At 33.4% G+C, this 18,938-nt stretch carries 15 protein-coding genes and 1 pseudogene; 1 reads left to right on the top strand and 15 read right to left on the bottom strand.

Annotated features, from left to right (window positions below; all coding sequences use genetic code 11):
• Window positions 1-55: 55 nt before the first annotated feature.
• The 15 genes and pseudogenes from abc-f to gltB all read right to left on the bottom strand — a co-directional run bounded on the left by abc-f (window position 56) and on the right by gltB (window position 17,207).
• Window positions 56-1,645, bottom strand: a complete 1,590-nt coding sequence (abc-f, locus tag BUC29_RS14570; protein ID WP_073416904.1) for a ribosomal protection-like ABC-F family protein — start codon at window positions 1,643-1,645, stop codon at window positions 56-58.
• A gap of 197 nt (window positions 1,646-1,842) precedes the next feature.
• Window positions 1,843-2,283 carry a hypothetical protein gene (locus BUC29_RS14565; RefSeq protein ID WP_073416903.1) on the bottom strand — a complete coding sequence of 147 codons (441 nt, stop codon included), beginning with the start codon at window positions 2,281-2,283 and terminating at the stop codon, window positions 1,843-1,845.
• Complete coding sequence (locus BUC29_RS14560; protein ID WP_073416902.1) at window positions 2,284-3,153, bottom strand: alpha/beta hydrolase; 870 nt, start codon at window positions 3,151-3,153, stop codon at window positions 2,284-2,286. It lies immediately after the preceding gene.
• 84 nt (window positions 3,154-3,237) lie between these two features.
• Complete coding sequence (locus BUC29_RS14555) at window positions 3,238-3,741, bottom strand: SRPBCC family protein (RefSeq protein ID WP_073416901.1); 504 nt, start codon at window positions 3,739-3,741, stop codon at window positions 3,238-3,240.
• 28 nt (window positions 3,742-3,769) lie between these two features.
• Window positions 3,770-4,270: an SRPBCC family protein gene (locus BUC29_RS14550; protein WP_073416900.1), complete on the bottom strand. Its 501-nt coding sequence runs from the start codon at window positions 4,268-4,270 to the stop codon at window positions 3,770-3,772.
• The gene (locus BUC29_RS14545; RefSeq protein WP_073416899.1) at window positions 4,260-4,586 is read right to left on the bottom strand and encodes an ArsR/SmtB family transcription factor; all 327 of its coding nucleotides are present in this window, start codon (window positions 4,584-4,586) and stop codon (window positions 4,260-4,262) included. The genes BUC29_RS14550 and BUC29_RS14545 overlap by 11 nt, the downstream gene beginning before the upstream one ends.
• A 137-nt stretch (window positions 4,587-4,723) precedes the next feature.
• Window positions 4,724-5,911, bottom strand: coding sequence for a hypothetical protein (locus tag BUC29_RS14540; protein WP_073416898.1), 1,188 nt, complete (start codon window positions 5,909-5,911; stop codon window positions 4,724-4,726).
• A 211-nt stretch (window positions 5,912-6,122) separates the two neighbouring features.
• Window positions 6,123-6,572, bottom strand: coding sequence for a hypothetical protein (locus tag BUC29_RS14535; protein ID WP_073416990.1), 450 nt, complete (start codon window positions 6,570-6,572; stop codon window positions 6,123-6,125).
• A gap of 456 nt (window positions 6,573-7,028) precedes the next feature.
• Window positions 7,029-7,388 (bottom strand): hypothetical protein, encoded by a 360-nt coding sequence (locus BUC29_RS14530; protein WP_073416897.1) that lies wholly within the window; start codon window positions 7,386-7,388, stop codon window positions 7,029-7,031.
• A 78-nt stretch (window positions 7,389-7,466) separates the two neighbouring features.
• The gene (locus BUC29_RS14525; protein WP_073416896.1) at window positions 7,467-7,850 is read right to left on the bottom strand and encodes a hypothetical protein; all 384 of its coding nucleotides are present in this window, start codon (window positions 7,848-7,850) and stop codon (window positions 7,467-7,469) included.
• Between the two features lie 202 nt (window positions 7,851-8,052).
• Window positions 8,053-8,682: a hypothetical protein gene (locus BUC29_RS14520; protein ID WP_073416895.1), complete on the bottom strand. Its 630-nt coding sequence runs from the start codon at window positions 8,680-8,682 to the stop codon at window positions 8,053-8,055.
• A gap of 194 nt (window positions 8,683-8,876) precedes the next feature.
• The gene (locus BUC29_RS14515; protein WP_073416894.1) at window positions 8,877-9,191 is read right to left on the bottom strand and encodes a GIY-YIG nuclease family protein; all 315 of its coding nucleotides are present in this window, start codon (window positions 9,189-9,191) and stop codon (window positions 8,877-8,879) included.
• Between the two features lie 277 nt (window positions 9,192-9,468).
• A pseudogene (gene lysA / locus BUC29_RS14510) lies at window positions 9,469-10,695 on the bottom strand (diaminopimelate decarboxylase); the annotation flags it as partial.
• Between the two features lie 368 nt (window positions 10,696-11,063).
• On the bottom strand, window positions 11,064-12,518 hold the full coding sequence (locus tag BUC29_RS14505; protein WP_073416892.1) for a glutamate synthase subunit beta: 1,455 nt from the start codon (window positions 12,516-12,518) through the stop codon (window positions 11,064-11,066).
• Between the two features lie 171 nt (window positions 12,519-12,689).
• Window positions 12,690-17,207 carry a glutamate synthase large subunit gene (gene gltB, locus BUC29_RS14500; RefSeq protein WP_073416989.1) on the bottom strand — a complete coding sequence of 1,506 codons (4,518 nt, stop codon included), beginning with the start codon at window positions 17,205-17,207 and terminating at the stop codon, window positions 12,690-12,692.
• Between the two features lie 415 nt (window positions 17,208-17,622).
• Here gltB and sucC point away from each other — a divergent pair, with 415 nt between their 5' ends.
• Entirely contained in the window at window positions 17,623-18,816 is a 1,194-nt protein-coding gene (sucC, locus tag BUC29_RS14495) for an ADP-forming succinate--CoA ligase subunit beta (protein WP_073416988.1), read from the top strand.
• Window positions 18,817-18,938: the final 122 nt, after the last annotated feature.

The following is an 18,938-nucleotide window of genomic DNA, read 5'->3' as shown; positions in this document are numbered from 1 at the left end:
TTTGAAACTTTGACAAAGTTCTGCGCAATTTTGTCATTCCTCGTTCTTCAGAAACCTAACGCAATTCTATAAAATCCTCAATATATATATCTTCTAAAAAATGAAAGTCATGCGAAACTACAATTAAAGTTCCTGTATATTCATTAATTGCTGCAGTTAAGATTTCAATATTTTGAATATCCAGATTATTAGTTGGTTCATCGAGAATGATAATATCCGGCGCCTGATTATTAATGGTTAAACAGCAAAGCATCAAACGCATTTTTTCTCCTCCGCTTAAAGCAGAACAAGGTTTGTTCCAGTCATTTTGAGAAAACAAAAACTTATTCAGTTTCATTTTAATATCATGTTCCTGCAAACCTGTAGTATTAAATTTCTGCGCCTGCTCATATACCGAAATTCCATTTTCTATAAGCGAATAATCCTGATCGATATAAATAATTTTCGAATCGGCTTTGTAAATTTTTCCTGTTTTGGGTTGTAATTCGCCCATGATTATTTTTATCAAAGTTGTTTTTCCTGAACCGTTTAAGCCTTTCAAACCAATTCGCTGACCACTTAAAATTTGAAAACTAAGCGGATTTTTCCACAACAATTGATCTTCGTACCCATGATTAATTTCTGTTGCTGTAAAAAGTATTTTGCCTTTATGAAGATCGGTTTTATCAAAACCAAATTTCATCTGATCAATATCTGGTAAAGACGAACGTAATTCTTGTAAATCTTTGGAAATTCCGCCAATCTTTTCAGTATGAACACCTTTCGTTTTTGCTGTACTGTTTTCGGCATTGTTTCGCAAAGTGTTCATCATAATTCTCGAAACTCCGGCTTTTTTTTGTTTCTTTTCTCCGCGCGAATCCAGTTTGTTCTGGCGTTCCAGAGTTTCACGTTCTTTTTCTTTCGCTTTACGCAAAGCTTTTTCTTTGCTCTGAATATCCTGACTTAAAGCATTATTTTCGATTTGTTTTTGTTCTGCATAAAAATCATAGTTTCCCCCGTAAACCGTAATTCCGTGTTTTGATAATTCGTAAACAGAACTTAATAAATTTAGTAATTTTCGATCGTGGCTTACTATTATTAAAGTCGAAGAAGTACTTTTAATAAAATTGTATAACAATTCTCTTCCAGTAATATCCAAATGATTACTCGGTTCATCAAGAAGAACAAGTTCAGGCTCATGAACTAAAATTCCAGCCAGAAAAACTTTTGTTTTTTGCCCGCCGCTCAGTGTTTCCAGTTTCTGATTCAAATCAAAATCCTGTAATTGCCAATATTGTAATGCTTCATTGCAGCGATCTTCAATTGTCCAGTCGTCATTTAATGTATTGAGATTTTCTTCAGAAACATTTCCGTTAAGAATTTCCTGAAGCGCATTCAGTTTATCATCAACCTTAAGTGCTTGTGCAATTGTCAAATGATTAAACTGTCCAAAAATCTGCGGAAGATAATAGGGTATAGAATCGGTTTTTAATAAACCGTTTTCAGGTTCCAATTCGCTGGCAATAATTTTTAATAATGTTGATTTTCCAACACCGTTATTGCCAATTAAAGCAATCTTTTCATGAGGATTAACTGTAAATGTAATATTATCAAACAATAAATCTTTGTTTGAATGCAGGTATGAGATATTCTGTAAAATAACCATAATTTCTTTCTTTAAGTAATAAACAAATGGGTAAGTCCGTTGCGGCTTACCTTATAATTGTCCGAAAGAAATTTTTATTCACATATAGATTTGTGCGGTTTAATTAGAATTGCAAAGATATAAAAAATAAATTTTTATTTTTTTCGACTTTTTATTTATGAATATTGCGAATAAGATCGCTATGGTCTAGCTGTAAATTAGGAGTTTTTTATTCCTAAAAACCACTTCATTGTAGTTAATTTGTCAGACTCTATTTTAGATATGCCTTTATTTTCAATTTCGTCGAAAACTTTTTTTACAATTTCAATTCCATAATTATCTTTAAACCAAAAAGGTAATTCTTCTAAACTTTTATTCCAGTTTTTTAATGTTCGAATAATCAATAATTCAATATTTTCATTTGTTTTTGGATTTAACTTTTTTAAAATTATTCCGGCATACTTTTGATCAATATAAATCGAATCAATCCTGTCTTCATTCTCAAAAACCTGAATAATACCTTCTACTATTATTCGATCTTCAATTTTAGATAAAATTTGGATTAACTGTCGAATGCGTAAATCACCTATCACATTAATTTTATCAATGGAATTTAAAAGTTCATTTTTTATATCTTCGGCTGTTTTTGGAAACTTCATTTATTCCTTGCTTTTCGGGTAAAAGAATTTAAAAGAATTCGCAACTGCCGGATGTAAAATAGTACCGTGATTTTCTGCAGGGAAATAATCAAAATAAACTTTAATGCTTTTACTTTTTGATGCTTTTATTTTTTCTTCTAATAAATTAGCATCCACTTCCATAACCCTCGGGATTTCTGTTGGCGTTAAACCTTCTTTGCCTACCGCGATATAAATTTCAATATTTTGTTTGAAATTTTCTTTAAAAATTTCAGAATCCTGATTTAAAATAGAACCATTATCCCACCATAAACTTGGGCTTACAATAACATATCTATTAAAAAGTGAAGGTTTTTTGAATAAAATTTCGGTTTCCAGTAACCCGCCCAAAGATTGTCCAATAATAGTTTTAGAATCTGTTGTTTTGTATTTTTTATCAATAAAAGGCTGTAATTCTTTTTCGATAAAAGCGATAAACTTATCTGAATGTCCGGTTGTTGGATATTTCTTCTTATCGTTTTCAAGAGTTGTTGGGAAGGTAAAATCCCTTTTTCTGTCTACAGTTGCAATACCTACAACAATCGATTTTGGAACCTGATTGATCCATTCAAAACTATTAAACTGAACTAAACCTGAAATATGAATAAAATCTTCATCGGCAGAACCGTCTAACAAATAAATTACTGGATATTTTTCCTGATTTTTAGGATTGTAACCTTCAGGAAGATAGATGTTTAAAATTCTGTTTTCGCCTAATTCTTTAGATTGAATTTCATCTATAACACCTAAAACAAAAGGTTTATTGATTTCTGGAGCTTTTGATTTATTGTTTTGGCTAAAAAGTATTGTGGTGAAAAGAAATAAAAAAGTGAGAGTAAAAAATTTGTTCATTATAGAAGTAAAAATGATTTGTAAAAAGACGAAAGTTACAATTTTTATTTTTTGAACTTTCGTCTTTTTACAAATTGAAGAGATTTATTTTGCTTTCTCAGCAAAAATCTTGTCCAAACCTTCCATTGCAATTGTGAAACCTTCTTTGAACCCCATTTCGATTATTTTCTCCAAATCAGATAAATTTTCGTGTTTAATAGCAATGTCAACAATAGTTGAATTTCCTTCTTCAGAAAAATTTACATTCCAATCTGATCTCGGAAAATCAGTATTTAAATTTCCTTCGCTGTCGCTAAAGGCATCCAGATATTTAAAATTACTTTTCGGAGTGATTGAAGTAAAATCAGCAATTGCCCAATGTTCTTCGCCTTGAGGGCCAATCATAGCATATATTCTTCGTCCCCCTTCTTTAAAATCCATACTCTTAGTTTTGGATTTCCACGGAGCCGGTGCCCACCACTGATCTAAAATTTCAGGTTCTGTCCAGGCAGACCAAACATTTGATAATGATGCATCAAATTCACGTTTTACATTTACGGTACTATTTTCTTTATCTACAGTAAAATTCATTAAAAGATTTGATTTCATATTCTTTAGATTTTAAATTCGTTATTGCTTATTTTCTTGATTCAAAGATTTTATCGAGAGTTTGCATTGTAGCTGTAATTCCTTCTTTAAAGCCCATTTCGATTATTTTTTCTAATTCTTCCAAGCTGTCTCGTTTAATTGCAATATCGACAACAGTTAAATCTCCGTTTTCAGAAAAAGTTAAATCCCAATACGAACTCCCAAAAACTGAATTTGGATTTCCTTCGGCATCGCAAAAAGTTGTAGAATGTTTAAAGTTTGTTTTTGGAGAAATTGAAGTATATTCAAAAATACTCCAGCGTTTTTCACCTTCCGGAGTAACCATGGCATATAATCTTTTTCCGCCTTCTTTAAATTCCATGCTTGTGGTTTCAGATTTAAACGGTGCCGGTGCCCACCATTGGTCTAGAATTTCAGGTTCTGTCCATGCTGACCACACATCAGAAAGTGATGCATCAAATTCACGTTTTATATATACGGTTTTATTTTCTTTGTCAACTTCAAAATTCATTAATAGATTAGATTTCATTTTTTTTAGATTTAAGATTAATTAATACTTGATCTAATTGATTAAATCGGCTTTCCCAAATCTTTTTGAATTGTTCCAGCCATTGATCAACTTCTTTCATTTTTTCAATTTTGAGCTGATAATAAATTTCTCTGCCCACTTTTTTTTCATCTAGTAACTCACATTCATTTAAAATTTTGATGTGTTTCGAAACCGCTTGGCGTGTTGTATTAAATTGTTCTGCAATTGCATTTGGTGTTAATGCATTAGCAGAAACCAAAACTAAAATTGCTCTTCTAGTAGGATCGGCAATGGCCTGAAATATATCTCGTTTCATTTTTAATATAAATTACGCAACTAATCAGTTGCAAATATAAGCAACTTTTTGGTTGCACAATTGTTTTTACATAATTTTTTTTATTTTGAGATATTTATATAAAAAAAAGACGCATGAAATGCGCCTTTTCTGAAGTTTTAATTTCTAAATTTATTCCGAACAATAATATCTTTCAATCTTGCTTTTAGATCTTCGCCCGTATCATAAACCATTTGTTCATTATTCGGAAACGGAACAGCGCGTTTACTAAAATATGAAATGTAGCTGTCGTCGCAGGCATTTCTGTCGCCTTTGTAAGTCGAATAAATATTCTCAAAAACAAATTCGCTGGTTACCGGAAAAGTCTGGATTAGTTGATTTGTCCTTAAATCTATATAATCAATTTTTGCCGTTACCTGACAAGATTTAAATTGTCTGAATTCGTAAATATTAGCACGAAGCATTTTGTAATTATCAACTTTAATTTCTTTTCCAAGGCTGTCTTTTACTGGTCTTCCTCGGCTGTCAAGAAGTGTTTTTAAGCCATCTTTCACCTGTTTTTCTTTGATGAATTCCTTTTCTTTTATTTGTTCAGGTGAGATTACAATTTGTCTGAAATTGATAATTAAACTATAATCATAATTAATATTTTTTTGCCTTGCATTATGATAAATTGTCCATTTATCGTTTAATCCGTAGGTTTTAAAATCCAATAAATCATCTTGAAGCATTTTCGGAATTACCATATTGGTTTCGTTTTTTGCATAAACGTCGACAAAATCAGTTCCTTTAAACTGTGCATCGTCCATCAATTTTTTTGTGTTTTTGTAATTCGGATTTATACTTTCTAAATAAAAAAAGTCGTCATATGCTTTTCTAAAATCAAGCTTGTTATTTGATTTTAAAAGCGCAGAAGCATTTTCGTATAAATACTTCGAAAGTGCATTTTTACTGTTTACAATTTGATCAGAATAATTGTCAAAGGTAAAATTGGCATTTTTCCCTTGTTTTAATAATTTCAGCGGAAGCAAAGGTCTAATTTTTTCCTGACGATTATTGAGCTGTAAATAAGTATTGTAAATACGTTCAGCATTTGCCGGATTTCCTTCTTTTGACAGCATATCAAGATCGCGTAAATCCCTGTCTTTTGCTTTTGCAAAAGCTTCTTCAAGCAAATACACATAATCTTGTTTTCCTTTAGAATCTTTATTGGTTCTCAAAGCTTCTACCGCACGATCAATAGCTCCATCATAATTTCCGTCACTTATAAGAGCCTGAGTTGTCTTAACTCCGCATGAAGAAAGAACCAAAAAGAATATAGAAAATAGTAAAGTAGTTTTTTGCATAGTATTTCTTTTGAAGGTGTAAATATATCTTTTTTAACTTTCAACAACTATGCCTTTTTTAAATTATTTTAAGGAGCAGAAAAGAGGTCTACACAAGAACATTAGTCCCGCTTTCACCTTTATCTTTTGTGTCGAACACCGCCACAAAAGGATATCGGCTCTATCGGGGCTAAGCGAGAAGAATAATTTTTAGATAATTTATGTTTTTTATTTATGGTAAAATGGATTCAATTTTGTTTTCTGATTTTTCTTTAATAGGACTGTCGGCACGAAAACTCCAAATGACTAAGAATTTACCTTTTACAACATATTCTTCCGGATGTTCGTCAGTTGGCTGTCCATCTTTTCCCCAAAGCAAACCTTGCAGAAAACGATCTCCTTTAAATACGTGGTCGAATTCAAAATACATTATCGATCCGCGGTCTGTTTTGTTTCTAAAACTTTGAATGGCTTTGCTTTTTACAGTTCCCACAATATTGCTGTAGGTTTCAATATCGGTATAAAAATTGCAAGCCTGGGGAGTAACACAAATATTTCCGTCGTTAGGAATATAGCCTTTTGGAATTTCTTTTGGTTTTAATTTTAAATCAGCAATTGTCTGGCTGAATATATTAGTGGTAAATAATAGGAATAATGTTAATAGGGAAATTGTAATTTTCATAGGTTTTTTTGGGTTTGGATTATGGGAGTAAAATTTTGGAGATTTTTCCAATTTGTAATAAGCTAAAATAATATTTTTAAACTTAAGATTGATTATCCAAATAGTTTAAAGCATAGAAACAAATTGAGAAAACAATAATTATAGATATGAGATTATAAATTACATATATTATTTTATTTTTCTCTGTTTTTCTTTCCCATTCTATTGTAAGGATTTTGTTTTTTCTTTTATAAATTTTGTTATTGAAATACTCAAATGTGAGGCAAAGAATAAGAAAAATTGAAAAAGTAAAAGTAATGAGATGTGTAAATCAGGAAATATAATTTTCTTTAAAATAGTACAAATTAGCAATATAAAACCTGATTCAAGACTAGAAAATCCCCTTGTAGGTTTCGTTCCAGTTCTTGAAGTATTAAGTAAAAAGAACCTCAGATATATTTCTTTAATTTTCATTACTCATATTCTAATCTTCACCTGATAAACAATCTCCCAAAAAATAATTGAAAAAACTGCATTGGCAAATATGGCAGTTTTAACCTGATACGGATCATAATTTATTAGAAGATGTAAATTAGTAAATTTTAGAGCCAAGAATAATGATAAAGTTGCGATTGCAACTGCGAAAAGTATATTTAATAAAGGTTTCCATTTTAATGCTAAAAATGCATAAATAAGATTAAAAACAGCAAAACCGCAGCCTAAAGTGATATAAGGATCTGTTTTTAATTTTTCGCCCAATGATAATATAAGCGGGGTAGAGGTTAGGTATAAAAAGAATAGAATGGAATATAAAAGGATTCGTATTTGTGGTTTCATTTTGTATTTGTTTATTATGAAGATTTTAAATACGAAGATACTATTAAAAGATGAATACTGAATGAAGTTGGAAATACTTCATTTTATTACGCTCTTCAAGCTATAAATATTTTTTATCTGATATATAATTTCCCAAAAGATGATTGGAAAAATGGCATTTGCTATTATTGCTGTACCTATATCATAAGCATCATAGCGAGAAAATAAATGTAAATCACTAAATTTTAAAGCCAGGAATAAGCTCAAAAAAGGAATAATTGATGCGCTTAGAATATTTAGTAAAGGGTTAAGTTTTAAAAACAAAAAAGTATATGCAATGTTTATTAAAACAAAACCACAGGGAACTGTAATAAATGCATCATTTATTTTTAATTTCTCATCAAGAATTATAAGTAATGATGTTGCAAAAAAGTATAAAATTGCTAGTAATAAATAGACAAGAAAACGTTGTTTTAATTTCATTAATTTAAAGTTTAATAATGTTTTGTCTTTTCTAAAACATAAAAAGCACAAAATCATAAGATATTTGTGCTTTTACAGAATTTTTATTGTTCAGGCTTAATTGCTAGCGCGAGCGTCTCGCTCGTGACCATTAAGTTTTGTTTTTTTACTAAGATTTTATTCAAGGACGCGACGCTCGCTATAGAAGAGAATAAGCTGTATTTTAAACTAATAAATTGATTTCACTTTCAGGCAGTTTTTTTAATTTCCTTGATTCGTATATAGTTTTTCTAATCTCCATTATAAAATCTTTACTTTCAATTAAAAACCTTACTTTTGACTGCAAATCGTTTATCCAATCAAATTGATTTTCTTCATCTAAAATAGCTGAATAATATTTTTTCATTTCATCAGCTTCTCCAATTATTCCAAGAATTGTTCCTTTATGATAATTTCCCCACAAACTTTCGCTTGTAAATGCATGGTTTAAAATGAAATTCTTTCTGTGATTATTATCAAGTTTGTTTCTATAATCTAAAACAATTTCAATTGCTTTATCGCAATACAATTCTATTTGTTGAGAAAACTGATCTTCATTTTTGTATTCTGCAAATTCTACATTTTGTCTATATCCGATATCAAAAGAAAAATAATTTTGGTTATACCAATTAAAATTGGCACCTACATTTAATGTAGATCCTCTTCTTCCTGAATATGGTTGAAATTCTATTAAAATAATATACCAACCTTGATCATCTAACCATAATCTCGATTTTCCTTTTTGAATAATGCCATAAGGGCGAAGTTTTTCTTTTGCTATTTTATTAATTATTCTAGAATAATCAGTTTCCATAATGTTTAGTTTGAATTTAAATGTATGATGCGGACATTAACAAGATTGATGATTTTAAGATTACAAATGTATATATTTGTAGTATAAATCTTTAATTATTTTTTGAATTTATACCTCAAATTCCAATTACCCACAATCTTGTCATTTCGACGAAGGAGAAATCTTCGCAAATAACTCTACAAAGATTGGAAATGTTATTCAAATAAATAATTAAGAAAATCCAAATCAGGATTAATAGTTTTTATCAGTTCAATTTTCTTTTCTCTGCGCCAATCTTTTACTTCCTTTTCGCGAGCTATGGCTTCTTGAATCCATTTGAATTTCTCGTAGTATAATAAATAAGTTGTATTGTATTTTGACGTAAAAGTTTTATTTCCAATAGTTTTATTTTCTTTATGCTGACTCAAACGAATTTTTAAATTATTTGTCACTCCCGTATAGAAAACGGTTTTGTATTTATTTGTTAGTATGTATATGTAATACGTGTGATAGCCTTCTTGCTTTAGCATTTTTTAGTGCTAAAGATAAATATTTGTTTAGGATTTTTCTTTCTTTTTATTGCCTTTTTTGATATTCTTTGTAGAGCTGCTTGCGAAGATTTCTCCTTCGTCGAAATGACAAAACTGTGTGGTTACTTTGCGTGGGCTTCGGCTTCGCTCAGCCTGATAATCGGTTTTGGCTAAATCTAAGTAATCTAAAATCTAAGATGTTTAAAAATCTGCAACAAAAAAAATCCCGCCTCAATTAAGAAACGGGACTTAGGTGATATTCCTTTTTTTTCTATTGTTAAACTGTAGCAGAAACCTCTTCTGGCAACGGAATTTGATTTTTAAGTAAATCTTCAAAAGTTTCATGTGCACGAATCAAGATTCCTTTTCCGTCTTTCCAAAGAACTTCGGCTGGTTTGTATCTTGAGTTATAGTTTGAAGACATTGAGAAACAGTATGCTCCGGCATTTCTGAAAGCTAAAATATCGCCTTCGGTAATTTCTGGAATTCTACGATTGTTGGCAAAAGTATCTGTCTCGCAAATGTATCCTACAACTGAGTAAAAACGCTCTTTCCCTTTTGGATTTGAGATGTTTTCGATATAATGCTGTGAACCGTAAAACATAGGACGGATTAAGTGGTTAAAACCACTGTCGATTCCAGCGAAAACTGTTGACGTTGTTTGTTTTACTACGTTTACTTTTACCAAGAAATGACCTGCTTCACTTACAAGGAATTTTCCTGGTTCGAAAATTAAAGTTAAATCCCTGCCATATTCAGCACAGAAAGCGTTGAATCTTTTAGATAATTTTTTACCTAATTCTTCGATATCTGTCTCGATATCGTCTTTTTTGTAAGGAACTTTGAATCCGCTTCCGAAATCTAAGAATTGTAAATCTTTGAAATGTTTAGCCGTATCGAATAAGATTTCAGCAGCATACAAGAATACTTCGATATCTAAAATATCAGATCCTGTGTGCATGTGAATTCCCACAATGCTCATTTTTGTGTTTTCAACAATTCGCAAGATATGCGGAATCTGGTGAACAGAGATTCCGAATTTACTATCGATGTGTCCAACAGAAATGTTAGCGTTTCCGCCTGCCATTACGTGCGGATTGATACGAATACATACCGGAATATGAGGATGTTTTGTTCCGAATTGCTCCAGAATAGATAAATTGTCGATATTGATTTGTACACCCATTGCGGCTACTTCTTCAATCTCTTCCAGAGAAACGCCGTTTGGTGTAAAGAAAATTCTTTCGGGTTCATAGCCAGCATGAAGTCCTAATAAAACTTCCTGAATTGATACAGTATCTAGGCCAGACCCCATGTTCTTTAATAACTGTAGAATCGCAATGTTAGACAATGCCTTCATGGCGTAATTAACTCTTAAGTTTTCTACCTTTGAGAAAGCTTTAGTTAATCTGTTGTACTGAGATTGGATTTTTTCAGCATCGTAAACATACAATGGAGTTCCAAATTGGTCTGCTAACTGCAGTAAATCTTTTGCTTGCATTTTTAAATCATTTTGGGCAAAGTTATTACACTTTTATCTACTGACAAATAATTTACAGAAAAATAACAAATTGTAACAAATTGTTTGTTTTTAAACAAAAAGTCGCTTGTTTTGGAATTTTGTAACGTACGATGAGGTTCAAAGAGGGATAGGTTCAAAGGTACAAAGGTTTGCTACGAATTCACGAATTAAGAAAAATTAAAAATATAAATTGGAATAATTCGTGAATTCGTGGCGGAAAAAACAAAACCCCTGAATATAAATTCAAGGGTTTGTTAGTTGTTATGTTGTTTATAGGAATAAAGATTAAATAAAATGCAAGGAAAAAAAACTTAGAACCTTAGCACCTTAGTATCTCAGAGCCTTAAAGATTATAAGCTCGGTAAATCTCCTTTTCCTTTAGTAGGCAGGTTAGTAGATCCCATAAGGAATAAATCTACCTCTCTTGCTGCTTCTCGACCTTCTGAAATAGCCCACACGATTAATGATTGACCTCTTCTCATATCACCTGCGGTGAAGATGTGAGGAACGTTTGTTTGATAATTATGCGCTTTATAGTTGTTTCTTGCGTCAATTTCAATTCCTAATTGTTCACTTAAAGTTTTCTCAGGACCTGTAAATCCAAGAGCTAATAAAGCTAAATCGCAAGGCCAGATTTTCTCAGAACCTTCTTTTTCGATTAATTCTGGACGCTGACCTGGAGTCATTTTCCATTGTACTTCAACCGTTTTTAATCCAGTTAATTCACCTTTATCGTTAGAAATGAATTCTTTAGTGTTGATCAACCAGTTTCTGTCACAGCCTTCTTCGTGAGAAGAAGATGTTTTTAACTGCAACGGCCAGAAAGGCCATGGAGTTGATTCGCTTCTTCCAACTGGAGGTTTTGGTAAAATCTCAAAGTTAGTAACCGATTTCGCTCCGTGTCTGTTAGAAGTTCCAATACAGTCAGAACCTGTATCTCCACCACCAATAACGATCACATCTTTACCAGTAGCTTTAACTTGGTCTGGAATTGATTCTCCGTATAAAACTTTAGTTTGCTGCGTTAAGAAATCCATTGCCTGAACAACACCTTTGCTTTCGATTCCTTTAGTTGGCAAGCTTCTTCTTTCAGTTGCTCCACCGCATAAAACGATAGAATCGAATTGGTTTAATTCTTCAACGCTGAAGTTTACACCAACATTTACATTCGTTTTGAAAGTGATTCCTTCTGCTTCCAAAATAGCTACACGACGGTCGATAATTCCTTTTTCTAATTTGAAATTTGGAATTCCGTAACGTAATAAACCTCCAATTGCGTTGTCTCTTTCAAAAACAGTAACGGTGTGACCCGCTCTGTTTAATTGTTGAGCAGCAGCAAGACCTGCAGGTCCTGAACCAATAACAGCAACTGTTTTTCCAGTTCTTGATTTTGGTGGCTGAGGTTTAATCCATCCTTCAGCGAAACCTCTTTCTACGATGCTTTTTTCGATGTTTTCGATAGAAACCGGATCTTTGATGATTCCTAATACACATGATTTCTCACATGGAGCAGGGCATAAACGACCTGTAAATTCAGGGAAGTTATTAGTAGATTGTAAAATTTCTAATGCACTTTGCCATTCTTCCTGATGCACCATGTCGTTGAAGTCAGGAATTAAATTTCCTAACGGACAACCACTGTGGCAAAAAGGAATTCCACAGTCCATACATCTTGATCCTTGTTCTTTTAATTTATCTTTTGGTACCGGAATAGTAAATTCGTTGTAGTTCGAAACACGTTCTGCAACTGCTAGATTACTTTCGTCGGCTCTGTTATATTCTTTAAATCCGCCTATTTTACCCATGACATTTTTATTAAATGTAAATGATCAAATTCCAATTATTAAATTCCAAATTCCAATTTTTTTAACCGCAAAGAACGCAAGGTTTTTGTTTTGCTTTTTGGAGTGTTTTAAGTTCGCAAAGCTTTGAGGTTAACTTCAATCTAAAATCTAAAATCTGAATTCTAAAATCATTTATCCCGCTATTAATTCTTCTATTTGTTTTTCTTCTGCAATTCGTTTTAATGCTTTTTTGTAATCCGTAGGCATTACTTTTACGAAGTGCTGTTGTTGGTTTTCCCAGTCTGCTAAAATTCTTTTTGCTAATGGACTGCTTGTGTACAACGAATGGTTTTTGATCAGTTTTCTTAGTTTTGTAAGATCTTCTTCTTCCATTGGATCGAATGCAACCATTTCCATGTTACAAACTGTAGAATCAAATTTCTTATTCGGATCGTAAACATAAGCCACACCACCGCTCATACCAGCCGCGAAGTTTCTTCCTGTTTTTCCTAAAACTACTACTGTACCACCAGTCATGTACTCGCATCCGTGATCCCCAATTCCTTCAACAACTGCTGTTGCTCCAGAGTTTCTCACACAGAAACGCTCTCCTGCGATACCATTAATATAAGCCTCTCCGGTAATAGCTCCGTAAAGGGCAACGTTTCCGATAATGATGTTGTCTTCAGGTTTGAAAGTCGCAGTAGGAGGTACTTTTACAATTAGTTTTCCTCCAGAAAGACCTTTTCCTAAGTAATCATTACAGTTTCCGTGAATTTTAAATGACAATCCGTTTGTTGCGAATGCACCAAAACTTTGTCCGGCAGAACCTTCAAAATCAACTAAAATAGTGTCATCTGGTAATCCTTGTGCGCCATAAATTTTTGAGATTTCGTTACTCAAAATCGCACCTACAGAACGGTCTGTATTTTTGATTTTGAAAGTAACTCTCGTTTTCTCTTTTCTATAGATAGACGGAATTGCTTCTTTGATGATGTCAAAATCCAATACGTTTTCAAGAGCGTGATCCTGAGTTGTTGTGTTGTGATTTGGAACTGTTTTCGCTTTCTCCGGTTTGTATAGAATAGTTGATAAATCTAATCCGTTTGCTTTATAATGTTTGATCGCTTTGTCTACGTTTAATTTTTGAGACTGACCTACCATTTCTTTTAAAGTTCTGAAACCTAACTGCGCCATAATTTCTCTTAACTCTTCAGCGATGAAATACATGAAGTTGATTACGTGCTCTGGAGTTCCTTTGAAATTCTTTCTCAATTCAGGATCCTGAGTTGCGATACCAACTGGGCAAGTATTTAAGTGACAAGCTCTCATCATGATACATCCGGAAGCTACAAGAGGAGCAGTTGCAAATCCGAATTCTTCCGCACCTAATAAAGCTGCAATAGCAACGTCACGACCAGTTTTCAACTGTCCGTCACATTCTAAAACTACACGGCTTCTTAAGTCGTTTAAGATAAGTGTTTGCTGTGCTTCAGCTAAACCAAGTTCCCATGGAATACCTGTGTGCTGTAAAGATGTTAATGGAGCAGCTCCCGTTCCTCCGTCATAACCTGAAATCAGGATAACGTCAGCTTTGGCTTTAGCAACACCGGCAGCGATGGTTCCAACTCCAACTTCAGAAACCAATTTCACGTTGATACGAGCTTCACGGTTTGCGTTTTTCAAATCGTAAATCAACTGAGATAAATCTTCAATAGAGTAGATATCGTGGTGAGGAGGAGGCGAAATCAAACCTACATAAGGCGTAGAGTTTCTAGTTTCAGCAATCCAAGGCACTACTTTTTCTCCAGGTAACTGTCCACCTTCACCAGGTTTTGCTCCCTGAGCCATTTTGATTTGGATTTCTCTGGCGTTTGTCAAATAGTTGATCGAAACTCCAAAACGTCCAGATGCAACTTGTTTGATGGCAGAATTTCTAGAATCTCCGTTAATTTCTTTCTGGAAACGTCTTGGATCTTCTCCACCTTCTCCAGAGTTACTTTTTCCGCCAATTCTGTTCATCGCAATCGCTAAGTTCTCGTGCGCTTCCTGGCTGATAGAACCATAAGACATTGCTCCGGTTTTGAATTTCTTCACAATTTCTGTCCAAGGTTCTACTTCATCAATAGAAATTGGATCCAAATTGTTGAATTCAAATAAACCTCTAATTGTCATTAAGTTTGAGCTTTGCTCGTTTACAGCATTAGCATATTCTTTATAGCTTTCCGGGCTGTTTAAACGAACTGCTTGTTGTAATTTAGAAATCGTAGTTGGGTTAAACATGTGTTTTTCGCCGCCACGTCTCCATCTGTAAATACCTCCAATTTCAAGAGAAAGCAAGTTTGCAATTTTTGAATTTGGGAAAGCTTTTTGGAAACGTTTTTTAACCTCTTTTTCAACTTCCATTAAACCAATTCCTTCAATTCTTGATGGAGTGTAAGGGAAGTATTTAGATGTAAATGTTTTGTTTAAACCTAAAATCTCGAAAATCTGAGCAGCTCTGTATGAATGTAAAGTAGAGATACCAATTTTGTTCATGATTTTCACGATTCCTTTTGCAATTGCTTTGTTGTAGTTTACAACTGCATAATCCGCTTTTACTTTAGTAATGAAACCTTTTTCAACCTGATCGTGAATGATTTCATTTACCATGTAAGGGTTGATCGCACTTGCACCGTACCCGAACAATAAAGCAAAATGATGAGGTTCGCGTGGTTCAGCAGATTCGATGATGATTCCGAATTTAGAACGAACCTGTAAAATGTTCAAAGAGTGGTGAATGTAAGAACAAGCCAATAACATCGGAATTGGAGCTAATTCTTCGCTCACACCTCTATCTGATAAGATAATGATGTTACATCCTTCTTCAACTGCTTTAAAAGTTGCCTGAACACATTTTTCAAGTGCACGCTCTAAACCGTTAACTCCTTTTTCTATTTTGTATAAAGTAGAAATGGTAGCCGATTTGAAATCTGCGTGATCGATATTTCTGATTTTATCCAAATCCTCGTTAGAGATAACTGGATTTTGGATTTTTAATTTTTTACATTGTTTTGATTCGATTTCGAAAATATTGAAATCTCCTCCGATCGCTAAACTGATATCCGTAATGATTTCTTCACGAATACCATCCAAAGGCGGGTTAGTAACCTGAGCAAACAATTGTTTGAAGTAATTGTACAACAACTGAGGCTGGTCTGAAAGAACTGCCAAAGGTGTATCGTTACCCATAGAACTGATTGCTTCAGCTCCGTCACTTCCCATTGGGTTGATGATTGTTTTTAAATCTTCAATAGTATAGCCAAATAATTTTTGTCTTGTTACGAAATCTAATTTTTCAACAGGAGTAGGGTTATTTGTGTAAGGAACTTTAGCCAATGGCAATAAGTTTTCTTCAACCCATTGTTTGTATGGACGTTTTGTAACGATCGCTTTTTTAACTTCTTCGTCTTCGATGATACGGCCTTCGTTCATATCAACCAAGAACATTTTTCCTGGCTCTAAACGTCCGTGTTGGATTACATCTTCCGGATCGATGTCAAGAACACCAATTTCAGATGACATAATTACGAATCCGCTATGTGTTAATGTATAACGAGAAGGACGCAATCCGTTTCTGTCTAATAATGCACCAATTACGTTTCCATCTGTAAACGGAATTGAAGCAGGACCATCCCAAGGCTCCATGATACAAGCGTTGAACTCATAGAAAGCTCTTTTTTCTGGAGACATTGTCTGGTGTTTTTCCCAAGCTTCAGGAACAACCATCATCATTGCCTCTGGAAGAGAACGCCCAGTCATTAATAAAAGTTCAATCACCATATCCATAGAAGCAGAATCAGATTTTCCTTCTAAGATAATTGGGAATAATTTTTTGATATCATCGCCAAAAACTTTGCTTTGCATAAGCTCTTCACGAGCACGCATACGGCTTACGTTTCCACGAAGTGTATTGATCTCACCATTATGACACATGTATCTAAACGGCTGCGCTAAGTCCCAAGATGGGAATGTATTGGTAGAGAAACGCTGGTGTACAAGCGCTAAACGCGTCACCAGGTCCGGATCTTTCAAATCTATATAATAACGGCTGATGTCTTCCGGCATCAATAGACCTTTATATATTATAGTAGTTGTCGATAAACTAGTAAAATAAAACATGTGGCTTTCTGAGGTTTTAGATCCTCTTACGGCATGTTCAGCAATTTTTCTAGCTGCAAAAAGTTTTGCATTAAATTCTTGTTCAGTTAAATCCTGTCCGTTTTTAGAAACGAAAACTTGTTTAATTGTTGGTTCTTTTTCTGCGGCGATTTCACCTAAATTTTCAACGTCAACAGGTACATCTCTCCAACCTAAGATCTTTAAGTTTTGATCTTTAATAGTTGCTTCGAATGCATTAATACAAAAAGAAACCTGGTTTTTGCTTTTTGGTAAAAAAACCATTCCTACTGCATACTCACGCGCTTCTGGGATTTCAAAATCACAAACTTTCTTAAAAAAATCATGAGGAATGTCGAATAAAATTCCGGCTCCGTCACCAGTTCTTCCATCAGAACTTACGGCACCACGATGTTCCAATTTAATTAAGATGTCTAATGCTTTGTGAATGATATCATTTGACTTAATACCATTCAAATTACAAATAAATCCCGCACCACAATTGTCGTGTTCAAATTCAGGCAGATAAAGCCCTTGTTCTTTAACTTTCATTCTTGATATTTTTTTTACAAAAATAAAGATTTCGTTAAACATAATGTATTGAAAATGTAATTTCGCTTACATTTTTGTCGTAATATTAGAAAAAGGCTTCTTAATTGATAATAATATTATATTAAGCATTGCGAAATGATAAAATGATAATCTGAATTAAAATATATTAAGAAAAATCGTCGCAAGGCTAATAAAACCAATGAAGTTTTTGTTAAATATCAAACGTTTTAGCGGTTTTGAGTTAATATTTGCAAATCGTTTCGTTAACTATTTCTTTGCATTGAAAAATAATAAACGGTTAATAGCTGTAAGTGTCGTTTTTTAATAGAAAAAGATTTTACTATTAAGTTGTATTTTGTTACTTTTGTCGCACTTTTATTCTGAAATAAATTCAGAACCAGACAAATTCAATATTATGAACATACACGAATATCAAGGAAAAGAAATTTTAGCGAGTTACGGAGTACGCGTACAACGCGGAATTGTGGCTAACAATGCGGTTGAAGCTGTAGCTGCTGCAAAACAATTAACTGCCGAAACTGGTACAGGATGGCACGTAATAAAAGCACAAATTCACGCAGGTGGTCGTGGAAAAGGTGGTGGAGTTAAGCTGGCAAAAAACTTACAGCAAGTTGAAGAGTTAGCAGAACAAATCATCGGAATGCAGTTAATTACGCCTCAGACTCCGGCTGAAGGTAAAAAAGTTAACAAAGTTTTAGTTGCAGAAGACGTTTACTATCCAGGTGAAAGCGAAACTTCTGAATTTTATGTTTCTGTTTTATTGAATAGAGGTACAGGACGCAACATGATTATGTATTCTACTGAAGGTGGAATGGATATTGAAGAAGTTGCTGAGCACACTCCACACTTAATCTTTACTGAAGAAATTGATCCTTCTGTAGGATTACAAGGTTTCCAGGCTAGAAGAATTGCTTTCAATTTAGGTCTTTCTGGAAACGCTTTCAAAGAAATGGTGAAATTCATCGATGCACTTTACAATGCTTACATTGGTTCTGATGCTTCTATGTTTGAAATCAACCCAGTTCTTAAAACTTCTGATAACAAAATCTTAGCTGTTGACGCTAAAGTTAACATCGACGATAACGCTTTATACAGACAACCTAAATATGCTGAAATGAGAGATATCCGTGAGGAGAATCCAATCGAAGTTGAAGCTAAAGAAGTTGGTCTTAACTATGTTGACCTTGACGGTACTGTAGGATGTATGGTAAACGGAGCTGGTCTTGCAATGGCAACTATGGATTTAATTAAATACGCTGGTTTTGAGCCTGCTAACTTCCTTGACGTAGGAGGAACTGCTGATGCAAAACGTGTTGAAACAGCTTTCAGAATTATCTTGAAAGATCCAAACGTAAAAGCTATCTTAATTAACATCTTTGGAGGAATCGTTCGTTGTGACCGTGTTGCTCAAGGTGTTGTTGATGCTTACAAAAATATGGGTGATGCTATTAAAGTGCCAATTATCGTTCGTTTGCAAGGAACAAATGCTGAAATTGCAAAAGAATTAATTGACAACTCTGGTATGCCAATTTTATCTGCAGTTCAATTCCAGGAAGCTGCTGACCAAGTTAAAGCTGCTCTTTCTTAATTACAATAAGAAATCAATTTATATAGAAAATCCATTCCGAAAGGAGTGGATTTTTTTTGTGATTTAACCGCAAAGGACGCAAAGTTTTTTTTGCTAAGGATTGTGAATACAAACGCAAAGTT

It is taken from the genome of Flavobacterium defluvii (assembly GCF_900129555.1).
Lineage (GTDB): Bacteria > Bacteroidota > Bacteroidia > Flavobacteriales > Flavobacteriaceae > Flavobacterium > Flavobacterium defluvii.
The sequence above is the reverse complement of the archived record's forward strand: the minus strand, read 5'-3'. Positions and strand labels throughout refer to the sequence as shown.